At 58.4% G+C, this 14,523-nt stretch carries 12 protein-coding genes and 3 pseudogenes; 5 read left to right on the top strand and 10 right to left on the bottom strand.

Features of this window, described 5'->3' with window-relative positions; genetic code table 11:
- Nucleotides 1–25: 25 nt before the first annotated feature.
- A pseudogene (locus ACRQ5Q_RS11435) lies at nt 26–574 on the top strand (IS5 family transposase).
- Nucleotides 575–1,121: 547 nt separating this feature from the next.
- On the opposite strand, the gene ACRQ5Q_RS11430 reads toward ACRQ5Q_RS11435, so the two are convergent.
- The 9 genes from ACRQ5Q_RS11430 to bioB form a co-directional block, all read right to left on the bottom strand.
- The gene (locus ACRQ5Q_RS11430) at nt 1,122–1,331 is read right to left on the bottom strand and encodes a hypothetical protein (protein WP_439397804.1); all 210 of its coding nucleotides are present in this window, start codon (nt 1,329–1,331) and stop codon (nt 1,122–1,124) included.
- A gap of 1,200 nt (nt 1,332–2,531) precedes the next feature.
- A complete protein-coding gene (locus ACRQ5Q_RS11425) occupies nt 2,532–2,732 on the bottom strand; it encodes a hypothetical protein (RefSeq protein WP_439397802.1) in 201 nt (66 codons plus the stop codon).
- Between the two features lie 66 nt (nt 2,733–2,798).
- Entirely contained in the window at nt 2,799–3,665 is an 867-nt protein-coding gene (gene panC, locus ACRQ5Q_RS11420; protein WP_439397800.1) for a pantoate--beta-alanine ligase, read from the bottom strand.
- A gap of 3 nt (nt 3,666–3,668) precedes the next feature.
- A complete protein-coding gene (gene panB / locus ACRQ5Q_RS11415; protein WP_439397798.1) occupies nt 3,669–4,547 on the bottom strand; it encodes a 3-methyl-2-oxobutanoate hydroxymethyltransferase in 879 nt (292 codons plus the stop codon).
- 1,275 nt (nt 4,548–5,822) lie between these two features.
- Nucleotides 5,823–7,088, bottom strand: coding sequence for an adenosylmethionine--8-amino-7-oxononanoate transaminase (locus tag ACRQ5Q_RS11410; RefSeq protein ID WP_439397796.1), 1,266 nt, complete (start codon nt 7,086–7,088; stop codon nt 5,823–5,825).
- Nucleotides 7,085–7,720, bottom strand: coding sequence for a dethiobiotin synthase (gene bioD, locus ACRQ5Q_RS11405; protein ID WP_439397794.1), 636 nt, complete (start codon nt 7,718–7,720; stop codon nt 7,085–7,087). The genes ACRQ5Q_RS11410 and bioD overlap by 4 nt, the downstream gene beginning before the upstream one ends.
- A complete protein-coding gene (locus ACRQ5Q_RS11400; RefSeq protein WP_439397792.1) occupies nt 7,717–8,871 on the bottom strand; it encodes an 8-amino-7-oxononanoate synthase in 1,155 nt (384 codons plus the stop codon). The genes bioD and ACRQ5Q_RS11400 overlap by 4 nt, the downstream gene beginning before the upstream one ends.
- Before the next feature lie 65 nt (nt 8,872–8,936).
- Nucleotides 8,937–9,290: an aspartate 1-decarboxylase gene (gene panD, locus ACRQ5Q_RS11395; RefSeq protein WP_439397790.1), complete on the bottom strand. Its 354-nt coding sequence runs from the start codon at nt 9,288–9,290 to the stop codon at nt 8,937–8,939.
- Nucleotides 9,291–9,340: 50 nt separating this feature from the next.
- Nucleotides 9,341–10,336: a biotin synthase BioB gene (bioB, locus tag ACRQ5Q_RS11390; protein WP_439397788.1), complete on the bottom strand. Its 996-nt coding sequence runs from the start codon at nt 10,334–10,336 to the stop codon at nt 9,341–9,343.
- A gap of 114 nt (nt 10,337–10,450) precedes the next feature.
- Between bioB and ACRQ5Q_RS11385 the strand changes: the two genes are divergently transcribed.
- From ACRQ5Q_RS11385 to ACRQ5Q_RS11370, 4 genes and pseudogenes are all read left to right on the top strand, one after another.
- A complete protein-coding gene (locus ACRQ5Q_RS11385) occupies nt 10,451–11,086 on the top strand; it encodes a GntR family transcriptional regulator (RefSeq protein ID WP_439397786.1) in 636 nt (211 codons plus the stop codon).
- Between the two features lie 132 nt (nt 11,087–11,218).
- Nucleotides 11,219–11,575 carry a Dabb family protein gene (locus tag ACRQ5Q_RS11380; protein ID WP_439397784.1) on the top strand — a complete coding sequence of 119 codons (357 nt, stop codon included), beginning with the start codon at nt 11,219–11,221 and terminating at the stop codon, nt 11,573–11,575.
- A gap of 113 nt (nt 11,576–11,688) precedes the next feature.
- Nucleotides 11,689–13,084: pseudogene (pabB, locus tag ACRQ5Q_RS11375) on the top strand (aminodeoxychorismate synthase component I).
- Nucleotides 13,081–13,677, top strand: coding sequence for an anthranilate synthase component II (locus ACRQ5Q_RS11370; protein ID WP_439397782.1), 597 nt, complete (start codon nt 13,081–13,083; stop codon nt 13,675–13,677). The pseudogene pabB and the gene ACRQ5Q_RS11370 overlap by 4 nt, the downstream one beginning before the upstream one ends.
- Before the next feature lie 510 nt (nt 13,678–14,187).
- Here the strand turns inward: ACRQ5Q_RS11370 and ACRQ5Q_RS11365 are convergent.
- Nucleotides 14,188–14,396 (bottom strand): annotated as a pseudogene (locus ACRQ5Q_RS11365) (IS701 family transposase); the annotation flags it as partial.
- Nucleotides 14,397–14,523 lie beyond the last annotated feature (127 nt).

Genomic DNA, 14,523 nt, shown 5'->3' with positions numbered 1-14,523 from the left:
AAACTCCAAAACTGGGGCTCGAATCATGCGCCACGAACTCGCCGATTATGAATGGACCACCATCAAGCCCATGCTGCCGAACAAGCCGCGTGGCGTTCCTCGGCTCGATTGTCCGCGTGCATCAGCATGGGGCCTGCATCACGAGGAACCAGCGCCAATCGATGGGAAGGTCGCGCGGCGGTTTGACGAGCAAGATCCACGCGGTGGTCGATAGGAATGGCTTGCCGGTACGGTTGGCGTTGAGCCCCGGCGAGCCCACGACGTTCGACTTGCAGGAAAACTGCTCTCCCGTCTGAAGTCCGGGTCAATGTTGCTTGCAGACCGCGGCTATGACGCCGACTGCATGAAAAAGGGGGCGTGGGCCAACACCCCGCCGAAAAGCAATCGCAGCGATCCGATCTGCTTCAGCCCCTATCTCTACCGCGCTCGCAACCACGTCTAGCGGTTCTTCAACAGGATCAAACAATGTCGTCGGGTGACGACGCGCTACGATAGGCTCGGCGCCAACTACCTCGCATTCGTTCAACTCGCGTCAATCAGGCTATGGCTGCGCCTCAGTGAGTCCGCGTCCTAGCTAGTCACCGGCGTTTCAATCCGAGTGGGGCTTTCGCAAAGCTCAAACAGACCAATTGCCGTAATCAAGTAGTGCTGCGGGCCGGGTACGTCACGAGAGGGCGTGCCGAGTGCACGTCATGGATGATGAATTTGTCGACCTTCTCTCGCACGCACGCCGCATGAAGGGATATCGTTCGATAGAATGAAGTCGTGAGGCACCTTGAGTGCTTCGGCGCACTTGTCGCAGCAATCGATGCTCGTTCGCACATTTGCGGGAATAGCTAATCTAACAAACTGCCGACATACGGCCGAATACAAAAAGGCCAGCGAGCGAGAATCGGTCAACCAGTGCGGCTTTTTAACCCGCTATGGCCAAATGCCGATATAGATTGAGCACCTGATGCCAGAGCCGAATGAACTCACGTGCAGGTCAGCAGATCAGGTCCTCGGGCCAGGCCAACAGCGGACGGATATCATCGACTATTTGCGGGATCGCGAGCTCATGATGATGCCGTCGGCGAGAAATCGCGTGGTCCGGAATGCGCGCGTCGTTCGCGGCCCCGCCCCTAGCTTGCCGACATGTCCGCCCCATTCCGAAGGCTAAACGCGAGCGGGAAGGTCTCGGCCCAAAGAGACTCGAGCGCGGCCTGCTCTTCGGTGAGGCGTCTTTCGATGAACTGACGTTCGACATCCGACGGGTTCAACTTCAGCAGGCGACGATAGCGGTGGATGTTGTTGCGGTGAGCACGAATGCGGGCCAAAGATTCATCGAGCATCCTGGACCTCCTGAGGTCGTCGCAATCTCTATGAAGAGATATTCAGGCGAGCATGTCGCCCGTCAACGCGCCGCTTGTCATCGAATATCGGAAGCCGTTCGGCAGGTGGATAAGAACCATGACAGTTCGTGATGTCATTCTTTCGCCCAGCCTCGCATTTCCACTGCGACGATCTGCAGCGTTTTTGGCTCTCCATATGCCGTCTTTCTGCTCGGTTAGTCCCTCAAACAGAGCTGGACGCTTGTCGGTGCAGATGATGGCCAGAAAGCCCCCGCAGGACGCCATGGCCAAGGAAGACCATGCCAATGGACGCCTACACCAAATGCTTCGCCAGGGAAGCGCCGAGCCAGACCTGGTTCGTCGCGGCGGCCCGAGACCAGCGTCAGCAGGGAGGTGAAATGGAAGAACACCTCCCAGGCGCTCTTCTCGCTGACGATGTCGGCGAATTCGATCACGGCCCTGCCGGCGCAAGGAATAGTCGGCCACGCCGCTGGCGCCGGACGCTTGTCGGTAACAAGCTTGCTCGTCAGTATTCTCTCCCGACGAGCTGAACATCATTTGCCGATGTGCTATACGCATCTTCGTTGAGAACAGCTTTGTTTGAGAGTTTCGATGTCTCTTTCGATTGGATCAATTCTGGACGGCCATGAAACTAAACGACCGCAGCGCGCTCGGGACGCTTCTGGCGCATCGGCGGGAGCTACTGCAGCAGTTGAGCTGCGTTACGGGAATTGATCCGAAGCAAGCGGTCGCTCAGGTCAGTTGAGAAATCACAGTGAAACGGCACTTGCGGCGCTTGCACAGGAGTAAACAGCAACGGCGCATCGGCTCGCTTGACTCGATGGCGTTCCGGCGCCGAACACTGAGTTCGCCCCCCTTTCCGGACGAAGGTTATTAGCGCGGCGCCTCACCGGCATCGTGCACGCAAGGGTGCGTGCGCCAAGGCGCTTGGATGCGCTGTTGTGCGAGCTCCTTTCTCTTTCAACGATCGGCCTCGCAGCGAACGCGCCAACCGAATCACATCGGATAACGCCGCGTCTTCGGTGACGTTACGCCATCGATTTGCGACAACGATACACCTCTGCGAGCTGGCCTCGCTATGCCGCAGGCGACACGACGGCGCGCGCGAACCTGGATAGCAGGCCAGGATCTTCAGCACTGTGACTTGGAAATTCCTCAATGACAAACCATGTCTTGGATCTATCGCCACATCGTTGGTGCTCTGGAAAGAGCTTCCTGACCGATCTGTTTAAGCAGATCGGGGCGCGTCTCACCTCGGGTGGCGGCCTCCAGGATTGCGGAGGCGACGTAGGCGCGGACGCCGGCGTCATACGGTGAGACGCTCTCGCAAACCTCATCCAGGATCGCGCGTAGGAGCGCGGTCGTGGCACCTTCCAGCATTGGGAGATCTCCCTCATTCCCATCGAGGAAGATAATGGGCATTTGCTGGACCGCAACGCAAGTACATCAGATCGTACGAGCCTCCGCGGGCGACCAGGACAGGACTACATTGTCGATCAACCGAGTCAAGCCGACGTACGCTGCGACACAGAGCACCGCCGGATGGCACAGAGGGCTCTCGGCAATCCTGAGGGTCCCGGTGTCGACAAGCTCAAGGTACTGCAGTCGATCGACCCCTTCTAAATGCTTTCTTGCAAGCGCAATCAGCGTTGCCGCGTCGCGCTCCCCTGAGGCAAATTCTTGCGCCGCGGCGAACAAGCCACGGCTGATCGCAAGGCTCCGACCACGTTCTTCTGGGCTGAGATAACGGTTGCGACTGCTCATTGCCAGCCCATCTGGCTCCCGCACGGTTGGCACAGTGACAATTTCGATCGGAAGATTCAGATCAATGGTCATGCGGCGTATCACAGCGCATTGCTGAAAGTCCTTCTGCCCAAAGTACGCGACGTCCGGCTGCACCATGTTGAATAGCTTGCAGACGACAGTCGCTACACCACGAAAATGTCCAGGCCTGAAAGCTCCGCACAGCGGTTTTGCGAGTTCGCCCGGCTCGACGAAGCTCTCAAATTGATCCGGATAGATCTCCTGTGCGCTTGGCGCAAAGATGATGGAGACCCCGGCACTGCGGCACAACGCTTCATCGCGCGCGAAGTCGCGAGGGTATCTGCTGAGATCTTCATTTGGGCCGAACTGAGTGGGGTTGATGAAGATGCTAACGACAGTGACGTCGCAGTGTCCCCGGCTAGCCGAGATCAGGGCCAGGTGGCCATCGTGCAGGTATCCCATCGTCGGAACGAATCCGATGCGCTTGTCGGCATTGCGAACGTCTGCAAGGGCGCGACGCAGCTCAGCGACCTTCGTAATTACTTGCATTTCTTACCTTGAGTTTGAGTTGGAGGGCACCCAGTTGGCCACGGCATGCCGAAGCTGATCAGGAAGCCGATAGCACTCCTCTGAGCCCGGGAATGCACCTTTGCGGATATCGGCAGCCCAGCGTGACAGCGCCTCCTGGAACAACTGGAATCCATTTGTATACGCACGAACGAATTTGGGGCGATGGCCTTCGGTTAGCCCCAAGACGTCATGAAACACGAGCACTTGGCCCGAGCAATCGGGTCCTGCTCCGATCCCGATGGTGGGTATCGTGAGAAATTCGGTCGCTCGCGCCGCGAGCTCGGCAGGAATGCCCTCCAGGACGAGCGCGAAGCAGCCGGCTTCCTGCAGACGGTGCGCGTCATCGAGCAGCCGCAAGGCGGTATCCGATGTCCTTCCCTGCACCTTGAATCCACCCATGACGTTGACGCTCTGCGGGGTCAGACCGAGATGTCCCATCACGGGAATTTCGCAATCGACCAAGGCGCGTACCATCTCGATGCGTTTGGCACCACCCTCGAGTTTCACAGCATCCGCGCCGCGCTGCAGAAAACCTCCTGCATTGCGAATCGTATCCTCAGAACCGACATGAAAGCTCAGAAAGGGCATATCGGCCACAAGCAGGGCATGAGGCCTCGTGCGCGCAACAGCCTCCAGGTGATGATTCATCATGGCCACGCTGACGGGCAGCGTGTTGTCGAATCCCAGGCAGACGTTTCCAACGCTATCGCCGACCAGGATGATATCGACAATGGGATCCGCGATGCGCGCCGCAACCGCATCGTACGCGGTGGTCATCACGACACGCCGTCCTTTATCCTTCCACTCCTGCAGTGCAGGAACCGTGACACGTTCTAGAGGCTGCTCTGAATTTTGGCTCATATTGGATCCGCTCCCCACACACCGTCGGCGCTTCCTAGAGAAGGCGGGAGAAACCTGTCAATGGCATGGAGGATGAAGATCCCAGTTCTCTAAAACTGGAGAAAAACGCAAAAACAGCCCATTGGTCGCGCAACCATGAGGCAAGACCTTCCTCATCGCGATTTTACCACCCGATGGCTCATCTTCCCGTGCAGCTTCAGCGATTATGCCGGCTGCCGCCCTCAATCGAGGAGCGGCACTCGCGACGAGCCACCATCTGCACGCGCTTTCTGGGCCGATTGCAGACTCTTCAAACGGTGAAGGCTCGCCCGGACCGAGCTGCAGATGCACGCAGTGGGGCTTCGTCTTCTGAGCACATCTCCGCGTCTGGCCCCTAGGGCTACTCGTGAGACTCCTGCGTCGGCGCTGGCGCACCGAGCAAAGCAAACGGATGGCAGGCCAGGAACGTCCAAAGGTGACAGGCCGCTGTAAGCGCAGCGAGAGTGGCCGTCGCGTAGATGTCGCCGCGAAGGCGCTCAGACCGAGCCAGTCTGCTGGCCCTGTAGGCCCTGAAGTCGATTATTTTTGCCGATGTTTCTGTCACTCGATTTCCCGCGCTCTAGAGGGCCACTCCAATTCTCTGACCAGGGCCGTACCGGCACAACTCAGTCCAATCCTAAGCGGCTCGCAACCATCGAAGCCATTTCTGGTCGGCCTCCCGCCGCGCCTTGAAGCGGTGGACGCATTTCTTGGAGCAAAGGGCCGTTCGCCAGTAGTAATGGCGGATCAGCCCAAACTTTCCGCCGCATATGGCGCAGCATGTAGCTGAATGGTCGAGGGATTTACGGAAGCCAATGTGCATTCGCGCCTCCTGTTTCAGACATTGCTTGGGAAGCCCCGCTGCCCTCTCATCGCAGCACCACGCGCGCACCAAAGGTGCGGTCGCCCGGCGGTCAATCTCCCTGGTTCTTGCAGCCAGCAAGAGCCTTGACTCTGATGTACGGCTGCCTCGCGAAGCATTACTTTCCGCAGAACGCCTCGCCGAGAATTTGCTCAAAATAATGGATTTCTCTGTCGTGATTAACGCAATTCGCTCGACATTTCGGCCAAATGCTGCGTCTATCATGGCTCGTCCGCAGGATTGCTGCGGCAGTTGGATCAGGAGCGCTTAAAGCAAGTGCTTAAAGCACGCTCAGCCTGTGGGTGCTGCATCCTCGCTGCACTAACGGCAGCAATACGGACACTTTCGCCCTGCAAAATCCTGTCACAGCAGACGATTGCAAAGTTTCATGCATCTCACATCAGCAAGTCGGCAGCGTCACGGATGGCAGCATAGATTTCATCAAGGTCGGCCGCCGCAACGCAGTAAGGCGGCATCACGTAGATCGTGTTACCAAGTGGGCGTAACAGCAGATTCCGTGCTTGGAAGAAAGCCAAAAGCCTCGGACCGATGTCCGCCAGATAGCCGGCGTCGCTCGTGTTGAGTTCAAGCGCTGTAACTGTTCCTGTGCGTCGGACGTTTGCGAACCGTGAATCGGCGCGGAATGGCGCGAGTGCCTGTTCTTGCATCCTGGCCAAGGTTGCCGGCCGCCGGCGATATTCCTGATCCTGCCATAGGTCCAGATTAGCCTTGGCAGCGGCACAGGCCACCGGATTGGCGGTATATGAGCTCGAATGAAAGAACGTACGCGTGCGATCTTCCGAATAATGCGCATCGAAAATGTCGGCACGACAGAGTGTGACGGCGAGCGGCAGCGCCCCACCCGTGAGGCCTTTCGAATAGCAGGCAATATCGGGCGTGACATCGGCCTGCTCACAGGCAAACAAGGCACCTGTCCGCCCCCAGCCGGTCATGATCTCGTCGGCAATGAACAGGACGTCGAAGGCTTCGCAGATCCGCTTCATCTCTCTTAGCACCGAGGGAGAATACATAAGCATTCCACCGGCACCCAATATTAGGGGCTCCACGATAAAGGCTGCGGGATGTTCGTTTCGACACGCGTTTTCAAGCGCATCGAGCGTTCTTTGCTCACGATCCCTTTCCGGGAAGGGAATCGAGGTCACCTCGAACATCAGCGCCCCGTAGGCCGCATTGAAGACGCCTCGGCTACCTACCGACATCGCCCCGATCGTGTCGCCATGGTACGAGTGCTGCATCACCACAATTCGGGTTCGCTGTCTTCCGGTATTGCGCCAGTAGCCGAGCGCCATTTTCAGCGCGACTTCGACGCTGGTCGACCCGCTATCGGAGAAGAACACATGCTCGAGCGCCGAGGAGGTGACCTTCAATAGTTCCGTCGCAACTTGCTCAGCCGGGTCGTGAGTGTATCCGGCGAAGATGACCTGGTTGAGCTTGCCTGCCTGTTCTCGGATCGCGTTCACGATGCATGGATGGCAATGGCCATGGGTCACGACCCACCAGGAGGAGATTGCATCGATAAGGCGTCGGCCATCTTCGGTGTAGAGATAAGCCCCCTCTCCCCGCAGCACCTTCGTCATGTCCCGCTGTAGAGCATGCTGCGTGAACGGGTGCCAAATCGCCGGGCTCTTGGCTATCTTCATAGGTTCAGGAAATCGCTGCTAACAAAGGAGTCTTTGAAAGCGGCCTGCAGCCTATCCTCTGTGAGGGGAACAAGCCACGGGAGCCGTCCCAACCGACGCACTCTCCCGATCTCGCAAATCGCGCTTTCAGTTTCGGCGTTTCTTTCGCCAATGAACGCAATTCCAAGGATTCGAATCTGACGCTTCCGCAGGGCCTCTATGGAGAGCAGCGAGTGATTGATTGTGCCCAGTCCCGTCCTCGCGCAAAGCACGACGGGAAGCTGCCAGCGCGCGAAGATGTCGATGTAAAGAGTGCGCCTTGTCAGCGGCACCATGAGTCCGCCGGCGCCCTCGATCACGAGTTGCCGCTCGCCGCTGTCCGGCAGTCGAAGCGTCTCTGTATCTATGCGAACGCCGTCGATCTCCGCGGAGTAATGGGGCGACGCAGGCATCCGAAGTCGATAGAGCTCCGGGACAATCCGATCGGACGAGAGGCCACCGAGGCGGCGGATGCACTCGGAGTCGGTCTCTTGTTCGAGTCCAGCCTGGACTGGCTTCCAATAATTCGCGCCGAGAAGGCCGGCGAGCCCTGCGGAAAATACCGTTTTGCCGACCCCGGTGTCCGTACCAGTCACGACGATCCGCTTATTCATCGAAGCGAGTCCCTCGTCACCTCAACCAGCGCATCGAGCATTGCGCGCACGTCCGCTTCCCCAACATTGAGTGTCAACGAAATTCGCAAGCGGGCGGTGCCGGCAGGGACGGTTGGCGGCCGAATTCCGCGGATATCGAAGCCGCGCGCCTGCAGAGCAGAGGCAAGTCGCATTGCATGAGCATTGTCACCTACGATGTACGGCACGATCTGAGACGTCGATGCTGTGCGCAAACCAACCGAGGTGATCTGCCGATGCGCGAACGCAACGAGTTTGGCCAGCCGTTGCTGCCGCTCCGGCTCTTTCTGCAGGGTGAGGAGTGCCTCTCGAACGGCAACAGCCATCAATGGTGATGGGGCGGTGGCGAAAATAAACGGACGGCAGCGGTTGACCATGAAATCGCGCAAGATGCCCGAGGCTGTCACAAGTGCACCGGCCGCACCGAGCGCTTTGCCGCAGGTATGAACGACGATCAGATTTTCGCGCCTGTCATAAGGGGCCGTGAGCCCTCGTCCCTGATGCCCGTAAGCACCTGTGGCATGAGCCTCATCAACGATCAGAAACGCGTCTTGGCGGTCGGCGATTGCCACCAGCTCTTCGAGTGGAGCGAAGTCGCCATCCATACTGTAGAGACTTTCGGCCACAATCCAGACGCGCCCCGCCCCACCTTTGTTTCGCCAGTCGCGAATTGCGTCTTCGACTGCCTGGGGATCATTGTGCGCGTGAATTCGACACTCTGCGCGGCCGGCCCGCGCCCCCTCGTGAATACTGGCGTGCACGAGCGAATCGAGGACGAGCAGATCGCCGCGCTGCGGCAGCGTTGTCAGGAGGGCAAAATTTGCAATGTAGCCGCTTCCAAAGAAAAGCGCTGCCTCCGCGCCAAAGAACTGAGCCGCTTCCGTTTCGAGCCGTTCATGCTCCTCGCAATTGCCGCGCAGAAGGCGCGACCCGCCGGCTCCAACCGGAGTGCCCGCCTCGAGCGCGGCGACAATCGCCTCTTTGATGTGCGAGGCGTTCCCGAGCGCCAGATAGTCGTTCGATGCGAAATCGATCCCCGCGCGCGGCTTGAGGCAGCGCAGCCGTTCATCTTCGTTCAGGGCATTCAATGCTGCGACGTAGGGACTAAGTCTAGCTGTTTGGATTGACCGCATTCGTCAACTCCGCATCAAATCACGCAAAAGATGCGTTGGCCGTTTAAGAAAGATGGCCTTTAGGTTCAACTTGCCAGGATGCGATTGTCTCGGTCCACGCGCACAATGCGTGGTTTGAATATCTTTGCTTCGGGCTCGTCGAATGAGGCATATGCAACGATAATGATCTTGTCTCCAGGCATCGCCAGTCGGGCGGCCGCACCGTTCAGGCTTATCGTGCCGGACATCGGCGGCGCCTCGATCACGTAGGTGGCAAAGCGCGTCCCTGTTTCGACATTGTAAATTTCGACGCGCTCGTTGATCACCATTCCTGCCGCGTCCAGGAGCGTACGATCTATCGAGATCGAGCCTTCATAATGCAGATCGGCTTCGGTCACTGAGGCGCGATGGATTTTTCCCTTCATCAAAGTTATCTGCATTTCTCACCTAGGCTGGATATAGGGTCGACATATTGCGCGCACTGCTTTCGTCAGGCGAGCCCGGACGTGATGCCCAGCCGGGCCAGCAGATCCGCGTCGCGATCAACGTTCGGGTTTTTGGTGGTCAAGAGCACGTCGCCGACGAAGATTGAATTTGCGCCGGCCAAGAAGCAAAGCGCCTGCAATTCATCGGTCATGCATTGCCGCCCGGCGGACAAGCGAACCACACTCCTCGGCATCATGACCCGCGCGGTCGCCAGCAGCCGGACCAGCGCGATCGGATCGGGAGGCTCCGCGGTGTCTTCCACCGGCACGCCCTCGATCTTGTTCCATAGGTTGATCGGCATGCTTTCGGGATGGTTGGGAAGATTGGCGAGCAGTACGAGCATACCTAGGCGGTCCTCGACGCGCTCGCCCATGCCGATAATGCCGCCGCAGCAGATCTTGATGCCGGCATCGCGCACATGCGCCAGCGTATCGATGCGGTCCTGCAGGCTGCGGGTGGTGATGATCTTGCTGTAAAACTCGGGCGATGTGTCGACGTTGTGATTGTAGAAGTCAAGGCCGGCCTCGGCGAGGCGCGCGGCCTGCTTCGGTGTCAGCATGCCGAGCGTGACGCACGTTTCCATGCCAAGTCCCTTGACCGCCTTGACCATGTCGCAGACGGAATCAAGATCGCGATCTTTTGGCGTGCGCCAGGCCGCGGCCATGCAGAAGCGCGTGGCGCCGGCATCCTTCGCGCGCTGCGCGGTCGCAACCACATCGGCGCAACGCATCAGACGGGTGGCTTTCAGGCCGGTCTCGTAATGCGCGCTTTGCGAGCAGTAGCCGCAGTCCTCCGGACAGCCGCCGGTCTTAATGCTGAGCAGGCTCGCAGTTTCGACGTGGTTTGGATCGAAGTTCTTGCGATGAGCGCGCTGCGCCTGAAGCATCAGGTCGGCGAAAGGAAGGTCGTAGAGCGCCTTAGCCTCTTCGACGTTCCAATGCTTACCAACCTGCGCCCCGTTGCTTGCTTCCTTCCGTTGGACTTGCTCAGTAGCATTCATAACCCCATCCCGCTTAATTGTAGATAATCTCTTGAATTATCTATAGTCATCGCTCTCAAAGAGATGCTAATCGAGCTGCCTCGCAAATGCACCGGTTATTGCGGTAGATAATCTATGATCACTGCTAAAAACATAACGACGGTCGCGCGCATCGCGGACTCAATCGCTGAGCGCATTATCAACGGCGCCTTAGAGCCAGGCGCACCCCTCCGTCAGGATCACGTGGCACGAGAATTCAATTCCAGCCATGTCCCCGTGCGAGAGGCCTTTCGGCAGCTGCAGGCACAACATCTTGTTGTCGCTGTGCCGCGACGCGGTGTTCGGGTTGCCCCGCTCGATACCCGTTCAGTGAAGGAGATCGCCGAAATGCGCGCCGCGCTCGAAGTGGTGGCGTTGCGCCATTCGGGGCCAAGGCTCACAACAACTCATTTGGCTCAGATCGAGCTCGCCCTGATCGAAGGAGACAATGCAAAGACGATCGAGGAGTTTGAGACGGCTAACCGCGCCTTTCACCAAGCCTTGGTCGCACCGTGCGGAATGCCGCGTCTGCTCGCCAGCCTCGATGGACTGCAGCTTGCCAATTCTCGATTGGTGTTCGCGATGGCGCGATCGGTGGGCTGGCGACCGCGCTCCAATCAAGATCACCGCCTGATTCTGCAAGCCTTGCGAGCGCGCAACGTCGATCAAGCCTGTAACCTGCTGACGCGGCACATTCAAACCATTGAGCGCCTTGCCCTTCCGGCGTCCTGAGAAAATCTGGCAAGCTTCATTGCCGATCGCCGGCGATCGCAAGCGACGATCATGCGGCCGACTAGCCTCATTGCAACCGGCTCCATTCCCAGATAGTTATGGCACCCGCCAGCGACATCTCCACGGACGGCCATGATTCGTCACATCGTCTTCTTTAGCGCCAAGGACGAGGCGCATATCGACCGGATCATCGAAGGTCTTTCGCTTCTCGCCACGATACCACATGCGCGCCGGCTTGAGGTTGCCCGCAACCGTAAGACCGATCAGCTAGGCAACGATATCGACATCGTGGTCTATGGTGAGTTCGACAATGAGGCGGAGCTTGCAGCGTACAAAGCGCACGATCTCTACCAGGAGTCGATTAAGCGGGTCCGACCGCTCCGCGAGCTGCGGTTCGCGGCCGACTACGATGTGTCGATAGATGCCCTTTCGCCTCCCCGGCAGGATGATCCAGGTGCTGTCGGAGCAAAACGTCCACCGCCGGGTTAACTTGGCAATGGCCCTCATGTTTTGCCCATCGCAGATAAGCGTCATGCTCATCGGGTGGGGCAACAGATGGAACGGCACTTCCACGACGTCAGCCGCCGGTGACCGATAATCCGATGTACGTTCGCGAGTTGGAGTGGGTTGAACCTGTCACAGCGATGCGACGTCTCGGGCATCGATCGCATCTGACGTTTCTCGATAGCGCAGCAAGGCACGAGCTGCTTGGGCGCTACTCATATCTAACGTGCGACCCGTTCAGCACCTACAGGGTCGCGAACGGCCAACCCAGTTGGAACGGACTGACTCTCGAGGCCGATCCATGGAAGGTCCTTCGAACGCTACTCGCGAAGTATCCGCAAGAGCATCGCCCCGATCTCCCGCCGTTCCAGGGAGGAGCGGCAGGCTACCTTGGCTACGACATGAACAGGACATTGGAGCGATTGCCTGCGCCGGCAATTGCCGGTCTGGGTTTGCCCCAATCCATCCTGCATTTCTATGACGTGGTCATCAGCTTCGACCACCGGGATAACAAATGCTGGATCGTCTCGACCGGATGGCCGGAGCAGGATCGCGCGGGACGGAGCGAACGAGCGCGTCGTCGAGCCGACGAGTTTGCAGCATTGCTTGCCGGGCCAAAGGTGTCACAGAACGGTTGTCCCAGCAAAGCCGGCGCATGGCGCTCGAACTTCAGCCGCGAGCGCTACATTGCGGCGGTACAACACGTGATCGACTTGATCCTTGCGGGTGACGTGTTCCAGACGAATATTGCGCAGCGTTTCAGCACCCGCCTGTCGACCTCTTTTGATCCGCTCGCCTTCTATTGCCAGCTACGATCATTGAATCCGGCGCCTTTTGCGGCCCTGCTGCGATGGGGAAAGTTGACCATCGCATCAAGTTCGCCGGAACGATTCCTAAAGCTTGACGAGCGACAAGTCGAGACACGCCCCATCAAGGGCACGATGGCGCGTTCGCCTGATCTCAAGGAAGACCACCGCCGTGCGGCTGCTCTCCTCGCTTCCGAAAAAGATCATGCCGAGAATACGATGATTGTCGACCTTTTACGTAACGATCTGTCACGCGTTTGCACTGCGCATTCGGTCGAGGTTCCGGCCCTATGCGATCTCGAGTCCTATGCCTCGGTGCACCATCTCGTGTCGATCGTTACTGGGACACTTGGCGGAGACGAAGACGCCGTTAGCCTGCTCCGTGCTTGCTTTCCCGGCGGCTCCATTACGGGCGCGCCAAAGCTCCGGTCGATGGAAATTATTACAGAAATCGAGCGCATAGCGCGAGAGGTTTATTGTGGGGCGATCGGCTTCATCGGCTTCAACGGGCACATGGACACGAGTATTGCGATCCGCACTGTCACGATCGACGGCGACCTGGCTGTGTTTCATGCGGGCAGCGGTATAACGGCCTTGTCGGAGCCCGAGGCCGAATACGAGGAAACGCTCGCCAAGGCAGAGCGAATCTTTGATGCATTTGGTTTCTGAACCAGCTGGTGCATTTTGATTGTCATCATCGATAATTACGATTCCTTCGTGTTCAACATTGCCCGCTATTTGCACAAGCTCGGTGAAGCAACGGAAGTGATCCGAAACGACGCTATCAGCATCAGCGAGCTCGTTGGTCTCAACCCGCGCGCGGTGGTCATATCGCCCGGCCCCTGCACCCCAACTGAGGCAGGAATATCGACAGCAGTGGTTCGCGAACTTTCTGGACGCGTACCAATTCTCGGCATCTGCCTTGGACATCAGTGTATAGGGAGCGTTTTCGGAGGACGGGTGGCGCGCGCGCATCGGCCCATGCACGGTCGGCGCTCATACGTTGCGCATGACGGCCGAGGGTTATTCGAGGGGCTGCAAAGCCCGCTTGACGTCGGACGCTACCATTCTCTTATCGTCGAGCTTGATCAGTCATGTGCGCAGAACCTCATAGTGACAGCGCGTTCGGAGGAAGGCGAGATCATGGCCCTCACGCACGGCTATTATCCCACCTATGGGGTCCAGTTCCATCCCGAGTCGATACTTACCTCACAGGGGCACGTCCTGCTCATGAACTTCTTGCGACTCACAGAGGATTTCCTAAGCCACGCGGAGCAATGAGAGCTCGGCCTGCCGATCAAGATGGTGGCGGTTGGTTTCGACGTGGTCGGAAGGCGCAGCCTCCATATGGCAGGCATTTTTGTTAATCAGCGCTGTTCCATGCTCGGCTCCCAGTCAGCGGCGCGCCTCCGACAGAACGTGGGCCTTGTGCTTTCGAGGGCCGGACGTCTGTCTTCCGGCTTGGATGTGGTGCGCACCGCTGGCGACAGAAGGATCCGAGATCCGCTTTAGCTCGGCTTACTGCGCATCGACGTTGCGATTGAGCTCGGCGATTTCATCGGCCGTATTCTGCTGCCCGGATTGGATTTCTAAAAGGACGCGTCCCTACCCTCAGGTGCACGACTTCGTGCGCCGGCGGCGCCTCGGCAAACGTTTCGAAAAAATAGGCTGCTCCGGCGCAAAGAACGAGCAATACGACTAGAGGAGCAAAGATCCACCGAAAGCCTTTCGACGGTCTCTGCAGGACCGGCAGCAACTCCGATGCTTGGGATTGATCCGAATGTCGTCGCCTTGACCGACAGAATGTAACAACGGCTGGTGTTGCGCTGCTGTCCGCTCCCAGGAGCCTTGATGGCCGCCATCGGCTCGACACTCTTGCGATCGCAAGGCATCATCAGACCGGCACAGTAATCGCGAAGCGGTTTGGCTCGGCCTGCGTGCCCGATCACGTTCGTAAGACCCTCAACATAGGCCGAAAACCTCGGCGCGACGCCCCCCATTTTGCCAGACGCATCTCAGCCTCTCAGCGTGCCGAAAAGATGAGTCTTCTCAAATAGGTATGAATCTTCTCGGTAAAGCCGCGACACTCTGATTCAGTAAGACTACGCAGTAGTGAGCCGGCAGTGG

It is taken from the genome of Bradyrhizobium sp. PMVTL-01 (assembly GCF_051861855.1).
In the GTDB taxonomy this organism is placed as follows: domain Bacteria; phylum Pseudomonadota; class Alphaproteobacteria; order Rhizobiales; family Xanthobacteraceae; genus Bradyrhizobium.
Note: the sequence above shows the minus strand (reverse complement) of the source record. Positions and strands in the feature narration are given on the sequence as shown.